Annotated in this window: 21 protein-coding genes and 2 pseudogenes; 10 read left to right on the forward strand and 13 right to left on the reverse strand. The window is 70.2% G+C overall.

What is annotated here, in order from left to right; all coding sequences use genetic code 11:
* The first annotated feature begins 4 nt into the window (after positions 1–4).
* Genes SSOG_RS36195 through rpsR form a run of 3 tightly spaced genes read left to right on the forward strand, consistent with a single transcriptional unit; the run spans position 5 to position 1,696 of the window.
* Positions 5–259, forward strand: a complete 255-nt coding sequence (locus SSOG_RS36195; protein WP_009719229.1) for a type B 50S ribosomal protein L31 — start codon at positions 5–7, stop codon at positions 257–259.
* Positions 256–1,422, forward strand: coding sequence for a CobW family GTP-binding protein (locus SSOG_RS36200; RefSeq protein ID WP_039939496.1), 1,167 nt, complete (start codon positions 256–258; stop codon positions 1,420–1,422). The genes SSOG_RS36195 and SSOG_RS36200 overlap by 4 nt, the downstream gene beginning before the upstream one ends.
* 31 nt (positions 1,423–1,453) lie before the next feature.
* Positions 1,454–1,696 carry a 30S ribosomal protein S18 gene (rpsR, locus tag SSOG_RS36205; RefSeq protein WP_009719231.1) on the forward strand — a complete coding sequence of 81 codons (243 nt, stop codon included), beginning with the start codon at positions 1,454–1,456 and terminating at the stop codon, positions 1,694–1,696.
* Between the two features lie 49 nt (positions 1,697–1,745).
* On the opposite strand, the gene SSOG_RS36210 is transcribed toward rpsR, so the two are convergent.
* The 6 genes from SSOG_RS36210 to SSOG_RS36235 are packed head-to-tail and all read right to left on the reverse strand — an operon-like array spanning position 1,746 to position 5,250.
* The gene (locus SSOG_RS36210) at positions 1,746–2,081 is read right to left on the reverse strand and encodes an ArsR/SmtB family transcription factor (RefSeq protein ID WP_039942253.1); all 336 of its coding nucleotides are present in this window, start codon (positions 2,079–2,081) and stop codon (positions 1,746–1,748) included.
* A 4-nt stretch (positions 2,082–2,085) separates the two neighbouring features.
* Positions 2,086–2,523: a hypothetical protein gene (locus tag SSOG_RS36215; RefSeq protein ID WP_009719233.1), complete on the reverse strand. Its 438-nt coding sequence runs from the start codon at positions 2,521–2,523 to the stop codon at positions 2,086–2,088.
* Positions 2,520–3,551, reverse strand: coding sequence for a WD40 repeat domain-containing protein (locus SSOG_RS36220; protein WP_039939497.1), 1,032 nt, complete (start codon positions 3,549–3,551; stop codon positions 2,520–2,522). Before SSOG_RS36220 ends, SSOG_RS36215 begins: the two co-directional genes overlap by 4 nt.
* Positions 3,548–4,570, reverse strand: a complete 1,023-nt coding sequence (locus SSOG_RS36225; protein ID WP_009719235.1) for a CobW family GTP-binding protein — start codon at positions 4,568–4,570, stop codon at positions 3,548–3,550. Before SSOG_RS36225 ends, SSOG_RS36220 begins: the two co-directional genes overlap by 4 nt.
* Entirely contained in the window at positions 4,571–4,744 is a 174-nt protein-coding gene (locus SSOG_RS56615) for a hypothetical protein (protein WP_245606445.1), read from the reverse strand.
* Between the two features lie 47 nt (positions 4,745–4,791).
* The gene (locus SSOG_RS36235; protein ID WP_039939502.1) at positions 4,792–5,250 is read right to left on the reverse strand and encodes a Fur family transcriptional regulator; all 459 of its coding nucleotides are present in this window, start codon (positions 5,248–5,250) and stop codon (positions 4,792–4,794) included.
* Positions 5,251–5,427: 177 nt separating this feature from the next.
* Here SSOG_RS36235 and SSOG_RS36240 point away from each other — a divergent pair, with 177 nt between their 5' ends.
* Entirely contained in the window at positions 5,428–6,507 is a 1,080-nt protein-coding gene (locus SSOG_RS36240; protein ID WP_009719238.1) for a permease, read from the forward strand.
* Complete coding sequence (locus SSOG_RS36245) at positions 6,504–7,265, forward strand: TIGR03943 family putative permease subunit (protein WP_039939504.1); 762 nt, start codon at positions 6,504–6,506, stop codon at positions 7,263–7,265. Before SSOG_RS36240 ends, SSOG_RS36245 begins: the two co-directional genes overlap by 4 nt.
* A 71-nt stretch (positions 7,266–7,336) precedes the next feature.
* Here the strand turns inward: SSOG_RS36245 and SSOG_RS36250 are convergent, their stop codons facing one another.
* Both SSOG_RS36250 and SSOG_RS36255 read right to left on the reverse strand, forming a co-directional pair.
* Positions 7,337–7,729, reverse strand: coding sequence for an SCO5389 family protein (locus SSOG_RS36250; protein ID WP_009719240.1), 393 nt, complete (start codon positions 7,727–7,729; stop codon positions 7,337–7,339).
* A 49-nt stretch (positions 7,730–7,778) separates the two neighbouring features.
* A complete protein-coding gene (locus tag SSOG_RS36255; protein WP_009719241.1) occupies positions 7,779–8,762 on the reverse strand; it encodes an ATP-binding protein in 984 nt (327 codons plus the stop codon).
* A 244-nt stretch (positions 8,763–9,006) separates the two neighbouring features.
* Between SSOG_RS36255 and SSOG_RS36260 the strand changes: the two genes are divergently transcribed.
* From SSOG_RS36260 to SSOG_RS36275, 4 genes are read left to right on the forward strand one after another with little or no spacing between them, the layout of a single operon-like run.
* The gene (locus tag SSOG_RS36260) at positions 9,007–9,975 is read left to right on the forward strand and encodes a metal ABC transporter solute-binding protein, Zn/Mn family (protein ID WP_009719242.1); all 969 of its coding nucleotides are present in this window, start codon (positions 9,007–9,009) and stop codon (positions 9,973–9,975) included.
* A 14-nt stretch (positions 9,976–9,989) separates the two neighbouring features.
* Positions 9,990–10,898, forward strand: a complete 909-nt coding sequence (locus SSOG_RS36265; RefSeq protein ID WP_009719243.1) for a metal ABC transporter ATP-binding protein — start codon at positions 9,990–9,992, stop codon at positions 10,896–10,898.
* A complete protein-coding gene (locus tag SSOG_RS36270) occupies positions 10,873–11,799 on the forward strand; it encodes a metal ABC transporter permease (protein ID WP_009719244.1) in 927 nt (308 codons plus the stop codon). The genes SSOG_RS36265 and SSOG_RS36270 overlap by 26 nt, the downstream gene beginning before the upstream one ends.
* The gene (locus SSOG_RS36275; protein ID WP_009719245.1) at positions 11,796–12,674 is read left to right on the forward strand and encodes a metal ABC transporter permease; all 879 of its coding nucleotides are present in this window, start codon (positions 11,796–11,798) and stop codon (positions 12,672–12,674) included. Before SSOG_RS36270 ends, SSOG_RS36275 begins: the two co-directional genes overlap by 4 nt.
* Before the next feature lie 20 nt (positions 12,675–12,694).
* Here the strand turns inward: SSOG_RS36275 and SSOG_RS36280 are convergent, their stop codons facing one another.
* The 4 genes and pseudogenes from SSOG_RS36280 to SSOG_RS58615 form a co-directional block, all read right to left on the reverse strand.
* Positions 12,695–12,994 carry a hypothetical protein gene (locus SSOG_RS36280; protein ID WP_009719246.1) on the reverse strand — a complete coding sequence of 100 codons (300 nt, stop codon included), beginning with the start codon at positions 12,992–12,994 and terminating at the stop codon, positions 12,695–12,697.
* Between the two features lie 98 nt (positions 12,995–13,092).
* Positions 13,093–13,608, reverse strand: a complete 516-nt coding sequence (locus tag SSOG_RS36285; protein ID WP_208867395.1) for a class I SAM-dependent methyltransferase — start codon at positions 13,606–13,608, stop codon at positions 13,093–13,095.
* Between the two features lie 94 nt (positions 13,609–13,702).
* Entirely contained in the window at positions 13,703–14,353 is a 651-nt protein-coding gene (locus tag SSOG_RS36290) for a site-specific integrase (RefSeq protein ID WP_039939507.1), read from the reverse strand.
* A 140-nt stretch (positions 14,354–14,493) separates the two neighbouring features.
* Positions 14,494–14,943: pseudogene (locus tag SSOG_RS58615) on the reverse strand (tyrosine-type recombinase/integrase); the annotation flags it as partial.
* Positions 14,944–15,362: 419 nt separating this feature from the next.
* On the opposite strand from SSOG_RS58615, the gene SSOG_RS36295 reads away from it, so the two are divergent.
* Positions 15,363–15,899, forward strand: coding sequence for a 5-methylcytosine restriction system specificity protein McrC (locus tag SSOG_RS36295; protein ID WP_342634371.1), 537 nt, complete (start codon positions 15,363–15,365; stop codon positions 15,897–15,899).
* Positions 15,900–15,930: 31 nt separating this feature from the next.
* On the opposite strand, the pseudogene SSOG_RS36300 reads toward SSOG_RS36295, so the two are convergent.
* Positions 15,931–16,960 (reverse strand): annotated as a pseudogene (locus tag SSOG_RS36300) (integrase core domain-containing protein).
* Positions 16,961–16,995: the final 35 nt, after the last annotated feature.

The following is a 16,995-nucleotide window of genomic DNA, read 5'->3' on the forward strand; positions in this document are numbered from 1 at the left end:
CGCCATGAAGCCCGGCATCCACCCCACTTACCGATCGGTCGTCTTCCGCGACCGGTCCGCAGACTTCGCCTTCCTCACCCGTTCCACGGTCACCAGCGACAAGACGGTCGAGTGGGAGGACGGCAACACCTACCCGGTCATCGATGTCGAGACCTCCTCGGCGAGCCACCCCTTCTACACCGGCACCCAGCGGATCGTGGACACCGCAGGTCGCGTGGAGCGCTTCGAGCGGCGCTACGGAGGGCGGAGGAGCCGGTGAACAGGGATGAGGCCCGGCTGCCCGTCGCGATCGTGGGCGGATTGCACGCCGACGCCCGCCGCGCTGCCGTCGAGGAGATCCTGCGAACGGTCCCCGGCTCCGTCGCCCTGCACCACGACCTGTCGGCCGCCACCGACCGTGCCGTGCGCCGCACCGTCCGGGACGCCACCGGCCCGCTCGACAGCGGCGAGGCGCCGCTGGTGAACGACTGCGCGTGCTGCGCGCTCCGTGAGGACATGGTCCCCGAACTGCTGCGCCTGGCCGCGGGCGGCGACCACCGGCTGGCCGTCGTGGAGCTGTGGGACTCGGTCGAGCCCCAGGCCATGGCCGCGGTCATCGCCGACGAGGACGCGCCTCTGCGGTTGACCGGAGTGGCCACCGCGATCGACCCGGCGCTGGTGTTGCCGTATCTGGCGAACGGCGACGATCTGGCGGACGTCGGTCTTGCCGCCGCCCCGACCGACCAGCGCACCATCGCCGACACCTTCGCCCGGCAACTCGAATACCCGACCGTGATCGCCGCCGTGGAGGGCACATCGGTCGACGAGCTCCCCGACGACGGGGACCACGCCCTGCTCGCCCAGCTCACGCCCGGCGCACGACAGGTACCTCTCGACGAAGGTGCCCTGGGGCCCGCCCTGCTGACCGGATTCGACGTGGAGGCCGCGGCCGCCCGTCAGCACCCGGCCTGCGCGCTCCTGCCCCAGGAGAGCGACGAGCACGGCGTGAGCACCCTCGTCTGGCGCCGGAGGCGCCCCTTCCACCCGGGGCGGCTCTACGATGCGCTGGAAGATCTGAGCTGCGCCGCCGCCCGCAGCCGGGGCCGCTTCTGGCTGGCGGACCGGGGCGACACGCTGCTGTCGTGGGACGCCGCGGGCGGCGCGCTGTGCGTGGAGTCGGCCGGACCGTGGCTGGCCGCGCTGCCCGACGCCGCCTGGGAGATGGTGCCCGCCGAGCGCCGCGTCGCCGCCTCCCTCGACTGGCACCCCGAACACGGCGACCGCTGCCAGCACCTCACCTTCACCTCACCCGAACTCGACCGCGACGGCCTCCTCGCTCTGCTCGACTCGTGCCTCCTCACCGACGCCGAGTACGCGGCGGGCCCGGACGGCTGGAAAGCGCTGTCGCGCGCTTTCGACGAACTGCTCGACCCGGTCGCCTGACCGAATCACCCCGTCCCGAAAGGATCCACTCATGGCCCGCCGCGCCACCTCCGACCGGCGGGGCGCCAAGCGCCCACGCGTCAATCCGCTCGACGCCGCCGGCATCACGTATGTCGACTACAAGAACACCGATCTGCTGCGGAAGTTCATCTCCGACCGCGGCAAGATCCGCAGCCCCCGGGTGACCCATGTGACGCGACAGCAGCAGCGACAGATAGCCCGTGCCATCAAGAACGCCCGCGAGATGGCCCTGCTTCCGTACGGCTCCCGGTAGCCGCCGCGCCCGGCCAGGGGGTCGTCACCGACGCCACCCCTGGCCGGGGTCAGTGCGGATCGTGGACGCCGAGGTGTTCGATGTGGTGGACGGCCTGGTCGAGGAGTTGGGCGACGTGATCGTCGTAGAGGCGGTAGACGATGCGACGGCCGTCACGGCGGCCGGTGATCAGGCCGAGGGTGCGCAGGAGACGGAGTTGATGGGAGACGGCGGACTGCTCCATACCGACCTCGGCCGCGAGTTGGGTGACGGAGTGCGGTGACTGCTGCAGCGTGGTGAGGATCAGCAGCCGGGAGGGCGTGGCCAGGGCCTGGAGCGTGGTGGCGACGGATGCTGCTGTGGCGTCGTCGAGGCGGACGGCAGCGAGGGCATCGCGGCCGCCCATGACCTCATCGGCGTGCACGGCCGCGTCCGCGGCCGCGTGCCCGCTTCCGGGCTTCGCCCGGTGGGCGGATGAACTGCAACTCGAGTGTGGCCGGTGGTTCGGCCAGACCCGGGCCGCCCGCGGCGGCCCAGCCGAGGATGTCGTCGGTGCAGTCGTCGTCCTTGGCCCAGCCGATCCACGTCGCGTGGCCGCCGCCCCGGCGTCCGGCGGCGGAAGGCTGCACCACGATGACGTTGGCCTGGTCGCACGGGCCGAGGCAGTCCGTTGTACGGACGGCGAGGCGACCGCCCGAGTCGGCGGCCGCGGCGCGCAGCCGGTCGAGCTGCCATTGGTGGTCGGTGCCGGGGTGCTTGCGAGGGTTGCCACAGCAGCAGCCACGGCAGACGACCAGGGTGCACGGCCGGTCGCGGGCGGCGCCGATCGTCGCCGTGCGGGGGCTCACAGAGTGGTCCCGGAGGGCAACTGGTGGGCCCGTACGCTGCCGTCCCGGTATGCCGCTACGAGTAGTTCCGGCCCGGCCCAGGCCAGTGATGCGACCGCCGCGTCGCCATCCAGGGTGCGGGCGGGCGAGAGCCGGGATCCGGGCCGACCGGCGGTGGCGGGCCACACCGCGACCGTTCCATCGTGGCCGCCGCTGGCGAGATGGCCGTCCCCGCCGGGCCGCCAGGCCAGTGCGGTGACGTTCTGGTGGCAGCGCAAGGAGCGGGGGGCCGTGCCGGCGGGGCCCTTGCCGGAGAAGTCCCAGACGGTCACGTCGGGTGCGCCGTCGGCGGCGAGCCAGAAGCCGGTGTCGTCGAAGGCGAGGCGGGAGACCTTTCCCGGGTAGCCGGACATGGTGAGTTCGCTCGCGTCGCGGGTGCGCCAGATGTGGATGGAGGCGTCTTGGTTGCCGCTGCATATCCACCGCCCGGTGGGGGCGACGGCGAGCGCGAGGTGCGAGCCGATGTAGGGGTAGGTCGCCACTGGTTTGGGGGTGTGCCGCTCGTGGCAGCGCACAGCCCCGTAGGCGGCGATGGCCAGTCGGCGTCCCTGGCGCAGCCAGGCGAGGTCGGTGACGGTGCTGGCAGCGGGCTCGGTCGCCCACCGTTCATCGCCGTCCGGGGTGAGGACATGCGCGCGGCGACCGGAGGCGATCGCGACCCGTTCGTGGTTCGCCCATACAGCGGCCGACGACCAGGCTCCGGTGTCGCGGACCGTTGTACGGCTGTCCTCCCTGCGCCACAGGGCGTAGCCGGTCGGTCCCGTGGCGGCCGCGTGCCGGGCGTCCGGGGCCAGGGCCACGCTCAGTGCCCCGCCGGGCAGTTCGAAGGTGTCGATGCCCGCCCCGGTGGCGGCGTCCAGGACCCAGACCATGCCCGAGGCGCCGGCGACGGCGAGCAGGCCGTGGCGTGCGCTGAGGGCGACGGGCGCGTCGTCGACGGTGGTGTCCCAGGCGGTGGCGAGGCCGGCGTCGGGAGCGGTGATGCTCATGCGGCGGCTCCGGCGGTGGCCAGACAGTCGGCGAAGCCGCGCTCCAGTGCGTCCCGGTCGAGGTTGCGGCCGATGAAGACCAGCCGGTTACGGCGCTCCTCTCCCTCGCGCCAGTCGCGGCCGAACTCACCGTCCAGCAGCATGTGTACCCCCTGGAAGACGTACTGCCTGGGCGCCCCGGCGAGGGCGAGGATGCCCTTGGAGCGGAAGATGTCGACGCCTTTGGTCCGCAGCAGGGTGCCCAGCCACCGGTTGAGACGTTTTTCGTCGAGTTCGCCGGTCAGGTCGATGCCGACCGAAGTGACGGTGGTGTCGTGCTGGTGCTCGGTCTCGGTGAGGAAGGCCGGGTCGTCGGCGAGGACGCGCTCGAGGTCGAAGGCGCCGACGTCCAGCACCCGGGGGAGGTCGACCGCGGCGTGCTGGGCGGGGATGATCTGCACGCCGCTGTTGATGGCGCGGATGCGTGCGGTGACCTCGGCGATGGTCGTCTCGTCCACCAGGTCGATCTTGTTGAGGACGATCCGGTCGGCGAAGGCGATCTGCTCGACGGCCTCGTTCTCCACTCCTTCGGGCTTGACCTCGTCCAGGTGCTGGAGGACGTGCGCGGCGTCGACGAGGGTGACGATGGCGTCCAGCCGGAGCTGGGCGGCGATCTCGTCGTCCATGAAGAAGGTCTGCGCGACGGGGGCCGGGTCGGCGAGGCCGGTGGTTTCGATCAGGATGTGGTCGAAGGTCTCGCGCCGCCGCATCAGGGCACCCAGGATGCGGATCAGATCTCCGCGAACGGTGCAGCAGATGCAGCCATTGTTCATCTCGAAGATCTCTTCTTTGGCGTCGAGGACGAGGGCGTCGTCAACGCCGACCTCGCCGAACTCGTTCTCGATGACGGCGACCCGCAGGCCGTGCTGTTCGGTGAGGATGCGATTGAGCAGGGTCGTCTTGCCGGAGCCGAGGAAGCCGGTCAGTACGGTGACGGGGGTGCGCTCGTCGCGGGGTTCGTCGGGTGGTTGCGCGGTCATTCAGGCTCCTTCGGGTGGCGGGGCGAGCAGGGCGGCTCGCAAGTCGTCCTCGGTGATCTCTTCGGCGGTGGTGTGCAGGGTCCAGCGGCGGGCCCGGCCGTTCATGGGAAGGACGGCGATGACCGTCTCCAAGGGCGGGCAGCCGGGCTCGGTGCAGGCGAGTTGCCGGACCACTACAGCGGTGTCGTCATCGAGTCCGAGTAGGCGCCGTATGGTCCGCCTCAGCTCGCGCAACTGCGGACTCGGCCCTGGGCGGGCTCCCAGCGGCATGGCGATGGTTCTCCTCCATCGGTGACGGGTTGGCAGTCGGCGCAGATGCCGGTGAGTTCGACGGTGTGCTCCACCGCCGCGAAGCCGGTGTCCGTGCCGATGCGGTCGGCCCACCGCTCCACCACCTCGGAGTCCACCGGCCGACTGCGGCCGCAGCAGCGGCAGATCAGGTAGTGGCGATGCCCGTCGGCGGGCCGCGGGCGGTACAGCCGTTCGCCGGTGTCGTCGCGTACGACATCGAGACCGCCGGCCGCTTCCAGGTCCCGCAGGGCCCGGTAGACCGTGGTCAGCCCGATCGGGACGTCGGTGGCGGCCAGCAGCGCGTGCAGTTCCTGCGCGGAGACGAAGTCCTGACAGCCGGTGAGGACGCGCAGGACGGCGGTTCGCTGCCGGGTCGTCCGACTGCTCACGGCGGATCACCTCACTGGCGCTCGGCTGAAAGCGGATACCTGAATCGTAGATGAAAATGAAAGCCATGTCCATATGAATGATGGCTCATGTTTGAATGACGCGTGGGCCGCTCATCCGTCGCCGCTAAGGTGAGCTCCGCAGACCGCCGTGGCGAAGGACCCTGTGGGGGAGACGTGATGGACAGCGATGTCGACATAGCGCCGCCGCTGCGCGAACGCGGCGACGGCGACCGGGCGTCGCCGCCGCGCCATGACGGACCCGACCGAGTCGATGGGCTGGGCACGGCGGTCCGAGTCGCCTCGCACTCGCTGATCGCGGGCGTTCCGGTGGTGGTGCTCGGCGGTGCCGCCCTCATGTGGGGGCCGGATGTCACCGCCGCGCTCGACCACCGTGCGGTGGCGGCGTGGCGGACGGTGTTCACCGCGATCGTCATCCAGGGCGTGCCGTTTCTGCTGCTGGGCACCCTGGTGTCGGCCGCCATCAGCGCGTTCGTCCCGGCCCGGGTCTTCACCCGGCTGCTGCCGAGCAACCCGGCACTCGCGGTGCCGGTGGCGGGCGCGGCCGGGGCGGTTCTGCCGGGCTGCGAGTGCGCCTCGGTGCCGGTGGCCGGCAGCCTGATGCGGCGCGGGGTGACCCCTGCGGCGGCACTGGCGTTCCTGCTGTCGGCCCCGGCCATCAACCCGATCGTGCTGGTCGCGACCTATGTGGCCTTCCCCGGCAACCCCGGGATGGTCGCTGCCCGCCTCATCGCCTCGCTGCTCACCTCCGTCGCCATGGGCTGGCTGTGGCTCCGGGCGGGCCGCGAGGAGTGGCTGCGCCTGCCGAAGGGGCCCACCGGGCACACCCCTGGTGCCGGCCGTGCGGAGGAGTTCCGGGTCTCCCTCCAGCATGACTTCCTGCACGCCGGGGGCTTCCTCGTGGTCGGCGCGGCGGCCGCGGCCACCTTCAACGTCGCGGTGCCGCACTCCGTGCTGCGGCTCTTCTCCGACTCCCCGTGGCTGTCAGTGGCCCTGCTCGGGCTGCTCGCGGTGCTCCTCGCGGTCTGTTCCGAGGCCGACGCGTTCGTCGCCGCCTCGCTCACCGGCTTCTCGCCCACCGCCCGGCTCGCCTTCATGGTCGTCGGCCCGATGGTCGACCTGAAACTGATCGCCCTGCAATCGGGCACCTTCGGGCGCGCCTTCGCGCTGCGCTTCTCGTCGGCCACCTGGGTCACGGCGATGCTGTGCAGCGCCCTGGTGGGGTGGTGGCTGCTGTGAAGCGCAACATCCAGGTACTGCTGCTCCTGTTCCTCGGCGTCGGTCTGCTGCACATCTCCCTGCTGAGCGATCTGTATCTGCGCTACGTCCGCCCCGGACTTCAGCCCGCGCTCATCGCATCCGGTGTGCTGCTCATCGTGCTCGGCGCGGTCAGCGCCGCCCGCGACGGCTTCCCTTTCAACCGCCCCCGCACGCACCACGATCACGAGCACGGCCACGGACATGCGGGCGGTCCGCGGGTCGCCTGGCTGCTGTACGTACCGGCCCTGACCATTTTGTTCCTGGCGCCGCCCGCCCTCGGCTCGTACACCGCCGCCCGCGACGACGCGAAGGCCCCCACCGCCCCGAAGCCCTCCGCATCAGGCAGCAGTCTCTTCCCCGCCCTGCCGGCCGGCCAGGCCGTCGAGATGTCGCTGAACGACTTCACTTCCCGTGCGGTCTGGGACACCAGTGGCACCCTGAAGGGCCGCACCGTCCGCCTCACCGGATTCGTCACCCCCGGCCGCCACGGCACTTGGTACGTCAGTCGCCTGGCCATCAGCTGCTGCGCCGCCGACGCGACGGTGCGCAAGGTGCGGGTACACGCGGCCGCGGCGCCGCCCGCCGACGCGTGGGTGACCGTCACCGGAACCTGGCACCCCACCGGCGAGGTCGGTACGGACGGTGCCGCCCCGGCGCTGGACGCCACCGCCGTCCGGCGCGTCACCGAGCCGAAGGACCCCTACAACGATGTGGTGGCCACCTGGGGGCGTGGCTGAAGGCGCAGCCACGCGTCAGCCCCAGGCTGGTGGCCTGGGGCTGAGGTGTGTCGATGGGCTTGTGGTGATTCTCAGCAGTCGCGGAATTCGGGGGACTGGTTGAGGATCTGGGAACGCGTGGAGACGAACTTCGCGTAGCTGCGGCCCTCTTCGGTGCCGGGCCGGAACGCCGCCACCCGGTGGCAGTTCATGAAGGCCAGAGTGATGCCGAAGTGACGTTCCAGGCTGCCGCGGATGGCGTCGCTGGCCAGCGCCCGCAGCAGCTGCCCGCGTTCGGCCTCCGACGGAGGCGGGGTCTGGTTGTCGGTGAAATCGGAGTCACCCTCGCGGAGCTTGTCCGCCAGACCGGCGATGAGGTCATAGGCGTACGGCAGTGACGCACGGACGGTGGCGACGAAGTCCTGTTCCTGGATCTCGCCCTGTTCGGCCTGGGCGAGGAGCTCCGGTGCGACGTTCAGCGACATGGCGGTGCGGTGTCCAATCAGTCGACTTGCGGATGGCCGGGCGCGGTGTTCAGTTCGATACCGTGGTGACGGCGGTGAGCGGCTCGGACAAGGCTGCCGGTCCGTGCTGGAAGCCGGGGTCGACCTGGGTGCTCAGGTCCTGTCCGGTGGCCCGGTCGGCCCAGGCGCGGGCGTTGCGCAGATGGAACTCGATCGCCTGCCGCTGGAATTTCTCCCAGTCCTTGGTGCGGAGGTCCACGGCGGTGCGCAGTTCCTCCAGCGCCAGGCGGTGTTCGGGTTCCAGGTCTCCGGTGTGACGGCCCTGTTCGCGGGCGCGGACCCAGTCGGAGTGGCCGAAGCAGGCCAGCAGGTCGCCGCCGACGTGTTCTTTGAGGAAGAGCCGGTCGTCCTCGCTGGTCACCTTGTTGCCGACCACGGCGAGTGGCACGCCGAACTCGGCGGCGTGGTCCTTGTACTGGCGGTAGACGGACACACCCTTGCGGGTGGGTTCGGCCACCAGGAAGGTCATGTCGAACCGGGTGAAGAGCCCGGAGGCGAAGGAGTCGGCGCCGGCGGTCATGTCGACCACGACGTACTCGCCGGGGCCGTCCACGAGGTGGTTCAGATAGAGCTCGACGGCGCCGAGCTTGGAGTGGTAGCACGCGACACCGAGGTCCTCTTCGGCGAACACACCGGTGGTCATCAGCCGGACTCCGTCGATGTCCCGGACGTGACGGGCGTGTACCGGGTCGGGGCCGACCGGCCGCAGCAGGCGGGAGCCGCGTCCCGGGGGAGTGGTCTTGACCATGGCGTCGGCGGAGGCGATACGGGGGTTGTCGCCGCGCAGATACTCCTTGATCTCGCCGAGGCGCGTGCTGAGCGGGACGACCTCGCGCACCTCGTCCTCGTCCAGCCCAAGGGCCGTCCCCAGATGCTGGTTGATGTCGGCGTCGATGGCGACGACGGGGGCGCTTGAGCGGGCCAGGTGCTGGGCGAACAGGGCGGAGAGTGTGGTCTTGCCGCTCCCGCCCTTGCCGACGAACGCGATACGCATGGCGGCGCATCACCTCCAGATGAATATGAATGTCATGTGCGAGCTTGCAGACTTTCTGGCTCGCGGCTGCCCTGTCAAGTCGCCGCAGCTGAAGGGGAGATGGGTGTGGGGTGCCGCCGCATGCGGGGAGGCGTCAGGGTCAAACTCTGGCAATGGTTTTCATTTCTGAGGGGCTGCGAGTGGTTGTGGAAATCATTTTCACTTAGTCTCGTGGCGTTCGTTCCGCCTCTGAGGAGCTCACGCCATGAGATCTGCCATAGCCCACCGCATACGCCCCCGTGCCCTCGCCGGAGGCGTCGCCGCCGTAGCCGTGCTCGCCGCCACCAGCGCCTGTTCCACCGCGTCCTCGGACACGGCCGATGGCTCCGCCTCCGGCAAAGGGGATTCCGGCAAGGTGATCCAGGTCGTGGCGGCCGAGAACTTCTGGGGCAGCATCGCCCAGCAACTGGGCGGCAGCCACGTGCACGTCAAGAGCATCATCGACAACCCCGCCGCCGACCCCCACGACTACGAGCCGACCGCGGCCGACGGCCGCGCCGTCGCCACCGCCCGCTACTCGATCGTCAACGGCATCGGGTACGACTCCTGGGCCGACAAGCTGCTCTCGGCCAACCCGGGGAGCGACCGCACCGGGCTGAAGATCGGTGACCTGGTCGGCGTCAAGCCGGGCGGCAACCCCCACCGCTGGTACTCCCCGGCCGACGTCCACAAGGTGGTCGAGAAGATCACCGCCGACTACAAGAAGATCGCCCCGGCCGACACCGCCTACTTCGACGCGCGGAAGAAAGCCTTCGAGGCCACCACCCTGGCCCCCTACAACCGGCTGGTGTCCGGCATCAAGTCCACTTACGCGGGCACGCCCATCGGCGCCTCCGAGTCCATCGTCACCCCACTCGCCCAGGGCCTCGGCCTGAAGACGCTCACTCCCGAGTCCTTCCTCGACGCCATCAGCGAGGGCACCGACCCCACGGCGAAGGACAAAACCGCCATCGACCAGCAGATCAAGAACAAGAAGATCAAGATCTACGTCTACAACAGCCAGAACTCCACCCCGGACGTGCGGGCCCAGGTGAAGGAGGCCAAGGCGGCCGGCATCCCGGTGGCCACGGTCACCGAGACCCTCACCCCGGCGGGTGCCTCGTTCCAGGACTGGCAGGTCCGCCAGCTGAAGGGCATCCAGAAGGCCCTGGCCCAGGCCACGGGCAAGAAGTAAGGGCCGTGAGGACGATGGCCCGGATACGGGAGGCGGTGCGGCATCGCGTACCGCCGCAAGCCACGACTACCGGACGCCGCGGCGGCGGTGAGGACACCATGTCCCTGCGCGGCGCGGCCGTACGGGTCGGCGGACGCACCCTGTGGTCCGGGGTGGACCTGGAGGTCGGCGCAGGGGAGTTCGCGGCCGTCCTCGGCCCGAACGGTGTCGGCAAGTCCACCCTGATCAAGGTGGCCCTCGGGCTCCTGCCGATCACCGCGGGCGAGGTACGGGTACTGGGCGAAGCCCCCGGCCGGGCCGGGCACCGGATCGGCTATCTGCCGCAACGCCGCAACGTCGACCCGTCCCTGCGGATCCGCGGCATCGATGTCGTGCGCATGGGCCTGGACGGTGACCGTTGGGGGGTGCCGCTGCCGCTGCCCGTACGGTTCAGCGCGCGGCGCCGGGCGGCTCGGGACCGTATCGCCGAGGTCATCGACCTGGTCGGGGCGAGCGCGTACGCACACCGGCCGATCGGGGAGTGTTCCGGCGGCCAGCAGCAGCGGCTGCTCATCGCCCAGGCGCTCGTCCGCGGTCCCGAACTGCTGCTGCTGGATGAGCCGTTGGACAGTTTGGACCTGTCCCACCAGGGAGCGGTGGCGGCGCTCATCGGGCGGATCTGCCGAGAGGAGGGCGTCAGCGTGGTGATGGTCGCACATGACGTCAACCCCATACTGCCCTGGCTGGACCAGGTGCTGTACCTCGCCGAGGGTGGTGCCGCCGCCGGGCCGCCCCGGGAAGTCATCACCACGGAGACTCTGTCGCGGCTTTACGGGACCCCGGTGGAAGTACTGCGCACGGGCCATGGGCGGCTGGTGGTCGTCGGAGGCGGGCACCGCGCGGCGGGAGGGGGAGGCCATGGTCACCACCCTGAGCTTGGCTGACACCTACCCGGCCTGGTCGTGGAACCCGGTGACCGATCTGCGGGCGATGTGGGCGTTCCCGTTCATGGTCAACGCCTTCCGGGCCGGCACCATCGTCGCCGTCCTCGCCGGCGTCATCGGCTGGTACATGGTCGTGCGCCGGCAGAGCTTCGCCGGCCATACGCTCGCCCAGGTCAGCTTCCCCGGCGCGGCCTGCGCCACCCTGCTGGGCATCACCCCGGTCGTCGGATACTTCGCCTTCTGCGTCGGCGCCGCCCTGGTCATCGCCGCCATCCCGCGCGCCGGGCAGGGCGGCAGCGGGCAGGAGGCGGCCCTGACCGGGACGGTCCAGGCGTTCGGGCTGGCCTGCGGATTCCTCTTCGTCACGCTCTACAAGGGCTTCCTCGGCGGGATCAACTCCCTGCTGTTCGGCAGCTTCCTCGGCATCACCACCACCCAGGTGACCGTGCTCGCGGCAGTGGCGGCGGTGACGCTGACTACGCTGGCGGTGATCGCACGGCCACTGCTGTTCGCCTCGGCCGACCCCGACGTCGCCGCCGTACGCGGGGTTCCGGTGCGCGTCCTGTCCGTGACGTTCCTCGTGTTGCTCGGCACGGCAACCGCGGCGACCAGCCAGATCACCGGCACCCTGCTGGTCTTCGCCCTGCTGGTGATGCCCGCCGCCACCGCCCAGCAACTCACCGCCCGGCCCGCCGCCGGACTGGCCGTCTCGGTGCTGATCGGGCTCGTCGTGACGTGGACCGGGCTGATCGCCGCGTACTACTCCCCGTACCCGATCGGGTTCTACGTGACCACTTTCGCCTTCGGCATGTACGTCCTGGCCCGGCTCACGCGCCTCCTCGCGCAGGCCCTCGCCCGGCGTGCCCCAGCACCCGCCCGCCTCTCCGGGGGCGCGGCATGAGCGTGTTCCGCGCGTTCGACCACCCGTACTTCACGCACGCGCTGCTGGCCGGGACGGGGATCGCCGCGGCGGCGGGTCTGGTGGGGTACTTCCTGGTGCTCCGCGCGCAGGTGTTCACCGGGGATGCGCTCGGCCACGTCGCCTTCACCGGAGCGCTGGCGGCGCTCGCGCTCGGATACGACCTGCGGCTGGGACTGTTCGTGGCGACCGTCGTGTTCGCCGTGCTGATCGGCGCGCTCGGCCGACGGGGCCGCTCCGACGACGTGGCCATCGGCAGCGTCTTCGCCTGGATCCTGGGCCTGGGGGCCTTCTTCCTCACCCTCTACAGCACCCGCGGCGCCGCCCACGGCACCGCGGGGGTGAACGTGCTGTTCGGCTCGATCTTCGGCCTGTCGGCGGGGCAGGCGCGGACGGCGGCGCTGGTGGCCGCCGCGATCTGCGCCGTCGTGGCTCTGCTCGCCCGGCCGCTGCTGTTCGCCTCGGTCGACGAGGCGGTAGCAGCGGCGCGCGGTGTGCCCGTGCGGACGCTGGGCCTGGTGTTTCTGGTCCTGGTCGGGGCCTGCGCCGCCGAAGCCACCCAGGCGGTCGGCTCCCTGCTGCTGCTCGGCCTTCTGGCCGCCCCTGCGGGAGCCGCCCACCGGTTGACCGCTCGCCCGCATCACGCCCTGGCCTTGTCGGCCGGCCTCGCGGTGGCCGAGATGTGGGCCGGTCTCGGACTGAGCTACGCCGCGCCGCGGCTGCCCCCCAGCTTCGCCATCCTGGCCGTCGCCACCGCCGTCTACCTCGCGACACTCCTCACCGTGCGGCCCCGGCGGGACCACACGGTGACATCGGAGGAGGAACGGGACGACGTGCCGACGCCGTCACGGCTCTGACCGGCAGGGGACGGAAGCGGTCAGTGGTCGTCCCAGTGGTCCGCGTGCTGGGCGTGGCGGTGTCCGTCATGGACGTAGTCCACGTGGTCGCCGTGCGGTATGGCGACGTGTCCGCAGTCGGCATTGTGCTGGTGGTCGTGGCCCTCGTGGATGGCGTGGCCGGTGGGCTCGCACTCGTCTACGTGGTCCTCGTGCGTCCGGTGCACGTGGCCGTCGTGCACGTAGTCGATGTGGTCGGCGTGAGGTACGGCGACGTGTCCGCAGCCGCTTCCATGCTGGTGGTCGTGGTCCGTGTGGGGAGTGTGGGTGCTGGTTGTCATGAGGTACCTACTTTCTCCCCCCTGCAACAGGGTGCGCCTGGGGCGCCGCTGGCGCCATACCTCGGCAGAGAACTGTGTGGCTCGTGGTGCGTGGCGGTCTATCGGACGGCGACGAGGACGTGGCTGTTCCCGAACTGCCAGACGGGGCCCGCCTGGGCGAAACCCGCCTGCCGCAGCAGCTCGATGTGCCGGGGCAGGCACAGGCCATTGTGGCCGCCGCCTTCGCGGGACGCGGGCGGTTGCTTTCTGCGGCGCTCGGCGAGGAGGCCGGACAGCTCCGGATCCTTTGCGGTGGCCGCCCACCAGGCCCCCCAGTCTTCGTGGGTGAATGCGCGCAGCCGCTCGGAGCGCCGGTTGCCGACATGGGCCGCGAGCTGCGTCGGCTGAGTGTCGTCCGAGGGGAAGTGGTCGGCGTTGACGAGGACGCCGCCGGGGCGCAGCAGGGCCGCGAGATGGTGATAGGTCCGCCGCAGGGAGCCCTCGGCGAGGTAGTGCAGCGCCGTCGTGGAGACGGCGGCGTCCAGTGGGCGGTCCAGGTCCAGTGCGTCGGTCCATCCGGGCTCGCCGATGACCGTCTCAACGTTGTGCTGGGGGCCAAGGGGTCGCAGGTTCAAATCCTGTCGTCCCGACAATGTGACCAGCGGGTTTGCCAGTGATGGCAGACCCGCTGATTGCGTTCGTGTGACACGTGATGGCGACGTGATGACATCACGTGAGCGCTGCTCTCTGGCTGCCGCGGCGCCCTTGGCCGGAGGCGTCGTGGCAGGGAGAGGCCGCGGCAGGCCCCGAAAGGATTGAGGTCTCAGGCCGCCTGCTTTTCTGACGTGCTGCCAGGATCGGTGGCGAGATTCGCGAGCTGATCATGATGGTGGCGGCCGTGTGCCGCAGATCGTGCACCCCGATCCGCGGCAGACCGAGCTCAGCGGCCCGCCGCCGCAGCTCGACCAGTACACCCTGCGGACGCAGCGGGGATCCGTCCGGGTGGCAGAAGACCAGCCCCTCCAGCGGCGTCCCCTTGGGCTGGCCGGCCCGGGCGAGCGCCGCCTGGCGCTCGAGGGCGGCAACCACGCGCGGGGCCAGGCTCACCCAGTTCCGGCTGGCCTTGGTCTTGGGATGGCCGAGGTAGAGGCGGTTGTTGTTCACCGCCGTCAGGCTCCAGCGCACCAGCAGCATCCGCTCAGCCAGATGCACATCCGTCCAGTGCAGCCCAAGGGCCTCGCCGTGCCGCATGCCGGTGCCCAGTAACAGCTCGAAGAGGTCGGCCAGCTGGTCGCCGTAGTGGGTGTGGTTGCGCCGCAGGAAGGCCGCGGCCTGGGTGGGGTTCCAGCAGATCCGCTCCGGGGCGACCGGCCGGGGCAACAGGACGTATCGGCACGGGAGGCCGCGATCAGACGGGTCCGCACGGCATGCGTCAGGGCGCTGGAAAAGGTGGCACCGATCCGGTAGACGGCGGTGCGCCCGCGCCCCCGGGCGAGCTCGGCCTCACTCCAAGCGGTGATATGCCGGGCTCGCAGATTAGCCAGCTCCAGTTGTCCGAAGGACGGGATGAGGTCGGCGTGCACGTGATCGCGGTACCGGGCGAATGTGGTGGGCTTGAGCGTTTTCTCCTTGAGACGCAGCCACTCGGTCAGATACGTGGCCAGGGTGCGATCCTCGCTGCAGTCCAGGCCGGTGCGCTCGGACTCCAGGGCGCGCTCGAGTGCTGTCTCGGCGGCCTTCCGGGTGGCGAATCCGCTACGGCACAGGGGATGGCGCTTGCCGTCGGCCGAGGGCAGGTCGACGGCAAAGGCCCAGGAGCCGTGCCTTGAACCGTCTCGGAGCTTGGGGCAGCTGGCACCGAACTGCCGCCCGTCCGGGCGACGGCACCCGCAACGCCGGTAGACCCGACCGCGTTCAGACGATTGCGAAGTCACTGCGTTCACCTCCGGTGGGGGAGTGCGTGACTCCACCGTGGAGGCGCCGGTGCCCGGCGTAACAGGTGGCTGATCATGGCGTAGCAAGGGCGACTGCCATCACCTCGCCGTCACAAGAATCCCATCATGCACGCTGGCCAGCAGCGACCCCTTTGGAGAGTCGGCGGTGCCTGCCCCGAAGATGACGAACCTGGTTGCTCTGGCGTGAGCTGTGGAGGCTGGGTGCTTGCCGGGGTGACGTCAGGGCTGGGGCGCCGGAAGTGCGGGTGAGCTATCTGTCCAGGCTGCGTCGAACTGCTGGCAGGCGATGAAGTACAGGAGTCCGGGCGTACAGGCACGGGGAGTTCCTTCCGTGGGCGGAGTTGCTGTAGAAGGCGATGTAGGCAGCGCGGTCGGTTGCGATCACTCGGCAGGCGTTGGGGAGGTTGAAGCTGTGGAGCGCGAAGTTGCGTTGTGTGCTGGCGACCCGTGCCGTGCTGAGCGGGGCCATGGCCGAGCACATGCCCGGCGAGTTGCACATCGACGGGTTCCTGTTCGACATGAACAAGCTCTTCGAGGACTTCGTGACGGTCGCCCTGCGCGAGACCTTCCGCGGTTCGGCCCATACAGCCCGCCTTCAGGATCCCTGCCACCTCGATGATGGGGCCACCACACGTATGAAGCCGGACTTTGTGCTATACGGGCCGCACGGCAGCCCCTGCGCGGTGGCCGACGCGAAGTACAAGGCGGAGAAACGGGGCGGCTACCCGGACGCCGACCTCTACCAGATGCTGGCGTACTGCACCGCCCTGGGCCTGCGCGAGGGGCACTTGGTGTACGGGAAGGGCAATGCCTCGCATGCGGCCCACCGGGTACGCCACGCGGGCATCGTCATCCATCAGCACGCCCTCGACCTGGACCAGGATCCGATGGGGCTCCTCGCCGACATCGCGGAGGTCGCCCGGCGCATGACGGGCCCTGACACGATGCGTTCGATGCCCCCGCTGTCGTAACGTGTGCCGTTCGGAAACTCGTCGTTCCTGGTCAGGCGGCGTATCTGTACTCGTTGATCACGCCACCGAGTATTCGGGTGCGCAGAACCCGGTGAGCGGAGGGGGCGACCATGGACGTCGGGTGCTCCTGGAGGAGGGGAGGGAGCTGCCCGCGAGTCTGATGGGGGCGATGACCGTTGTAATGCTGGGCGTAGGTATCGAGGACCTGCCGAGCGTGCGTCTCGTTCCAGATCAAGAGGTGGTCGAGGACCTCGCGCCGCAGGGTGCCGATAACACGTTCGCAGTGCGCGTTCATCCGAGGAGCCCGCGGCGCGGTCCTCATGACCTGGATGTCGTCGGCTTTGAAGACCGCGTCGAAGGCCTCGGTGTACTTCGCGTCCCGGTCGCGGAGCAGGAAACGTAGCGATTCCACCCGAACACCCAACTCGACTGCGAGGTTTCTTGCCTCCCTGCGCCGCCCAGGGCCCGGTGGGATGGGCGGTCACTCCCGCGATGTGCAGCCGTCGTGTGCCGTGCTCGAGGAACACCAGCGCGTACACTCGGCGCAGATCGACCAGGTCAATGTGGACGAAGTCGCAGGCGATGATGCCTTGGGCTTGCGCGGTCAGGAAGTCGCGACATGTCGGGCTGCTGCGGCGTGGGGCTGGATCGATGCCCGCCACGGTAAGGATGTCCCAGACCGTCGTCGAGCCGACCGGGTGTCCGAGCCGGGCCAGCTCGCCCTGAATTCGTCGACAGCCCCAACGCGGATTCTCCCTGGCGAGCCGCAGCACCAGAGCCTTTACCGCACCCGCCGTCGAAGGTCTCCCGGGCCTGCGTGTGCGCTTGCTGTAGTCCCACTTCCGGGCGACCAGCCTGCGGTGCCATGCCAGCAGCGTCGCGGGCGTCACCGGAAACACCTGCGCCCACCGGTGCCGGGGGATCAGCGAGGACAGTGCTGCGAACCACAGCCGGTCCGCATGCTCGTAGCGCACCGGCCTCGTGAGCTGCCTGCGCAGCACCGCGTTCTCGTGCCGCAGCACGAGCAATTCCGCGTTCTTGGCTGTGGCCCGGCGCAGCAGCACCGCCGGGACCGTGAGCAGCTTCCGAGTTGCCT

Source organism: Streptomyces himastatinicus ATCC 53653, assembly GCF_000158915.1.
Classification (GTDB): domain Bacteria; phylum Actinomycetota; class Actinomycetes; order Streptomycetales; family Streptomycetaceae; genus Streptomyces; species Streptomyces himastatinicus.

Excerpts from the sequence above, each read along its gene's own strand:
- SSOG_RS36275 (WP_009719245.1), top strand. The coding sequence starts at position 11,796 with ATGAGCGTGTTCCGCGCGTTCGACCACCCGTACTTCACGCACGCGCTG.
- SSOG_RS36225 (WP_009719235.1), bottom strand. The coding sequence starts at position 4,570 with ATGACCGCGCAACCACCCGACGAACCCCGCGACGAGCGCACCCCCGTC.
- rpsR (WP_009719231.1), top strand. The coding sequence starts at position 1,454 with ATGGCCCGCCGCGCCACCTCCGACCGGCGGGGCGCCAAGCGCCCACGC.
- SSOG_RS36260 (WP_009719242.1), top strand. The coding sequence starts at position 9,007 with ATGAGATCTGCCATAGCCCACCGCATACGCCCCCGTGCCCTCGCCGGA.
- SSOG_RS36195 (WP_009719229.1), top strand. The coding sequence starts at position 5 with ATGAAGCCCGGCATCCACCCCACTTACCGATCGGTCGTCTTCCGCGAC.
- SSOG_RS36280 (WP_009719246.1), bottom strand. The coding sequence starts at position 12,994 with ATGACAACCAGCACCCACACTCCCCACACGGACCACGACCACCAGCAT.
- SSOG_RS36210 (WP_039942253.1), bottom strand. The coding sequence starts at position 2,081 with ATGGGCGGCCGCGATGCCCTCGCTGCCGTCCGCCTCGACGACGCCACA.
- SSOG_RS36240 (WP_009719238.1), top strand. The coding sequence starts at position 5,428 with ATGGACAGCGATGTCGACATAGCGCCGCCGCTGCGCGAACGCGGCGAC.
- SSOG_RS36255 (WP_009719241.1), bottom strand. The coding sequence starts at position 8,762 with ATGCGTATCGCGTTCGTCGGCAAGGGCGGGAGCGGCAAGACCACACTC.
- SSOG_RS36270 (WP_009719244.1), top strand. The coding sequence starts at position 10,873 with ATGGTCACCACCCTGAGCTTGGCTGACACCTACCCGGCCTGGTCGTGG.
- SSOG_RS36250 (WP_009719240.1), bottom strand. The coding sequence starts at position 7,729 with ATGTCGCTGAACGTCGCACCGGAGCTCCTCGCCCAGGCCGAACAGGGC.
- SSOG_RS36220 (WP_039939497.1), bottom strand. The coding sequence starts at position 3,551 with ATGAGCATCACCGCTCCCGACGCCGGCCTCGCCACCGCCTGGGACACC.
- SSOG_RS36265 (WP_009719243.1), top strand. The coding sequence starts at position 9,990 with ATGGCCCGGATACGGGAGGCGGTGCGGCATCGCGTACCGCCGCAAGCC.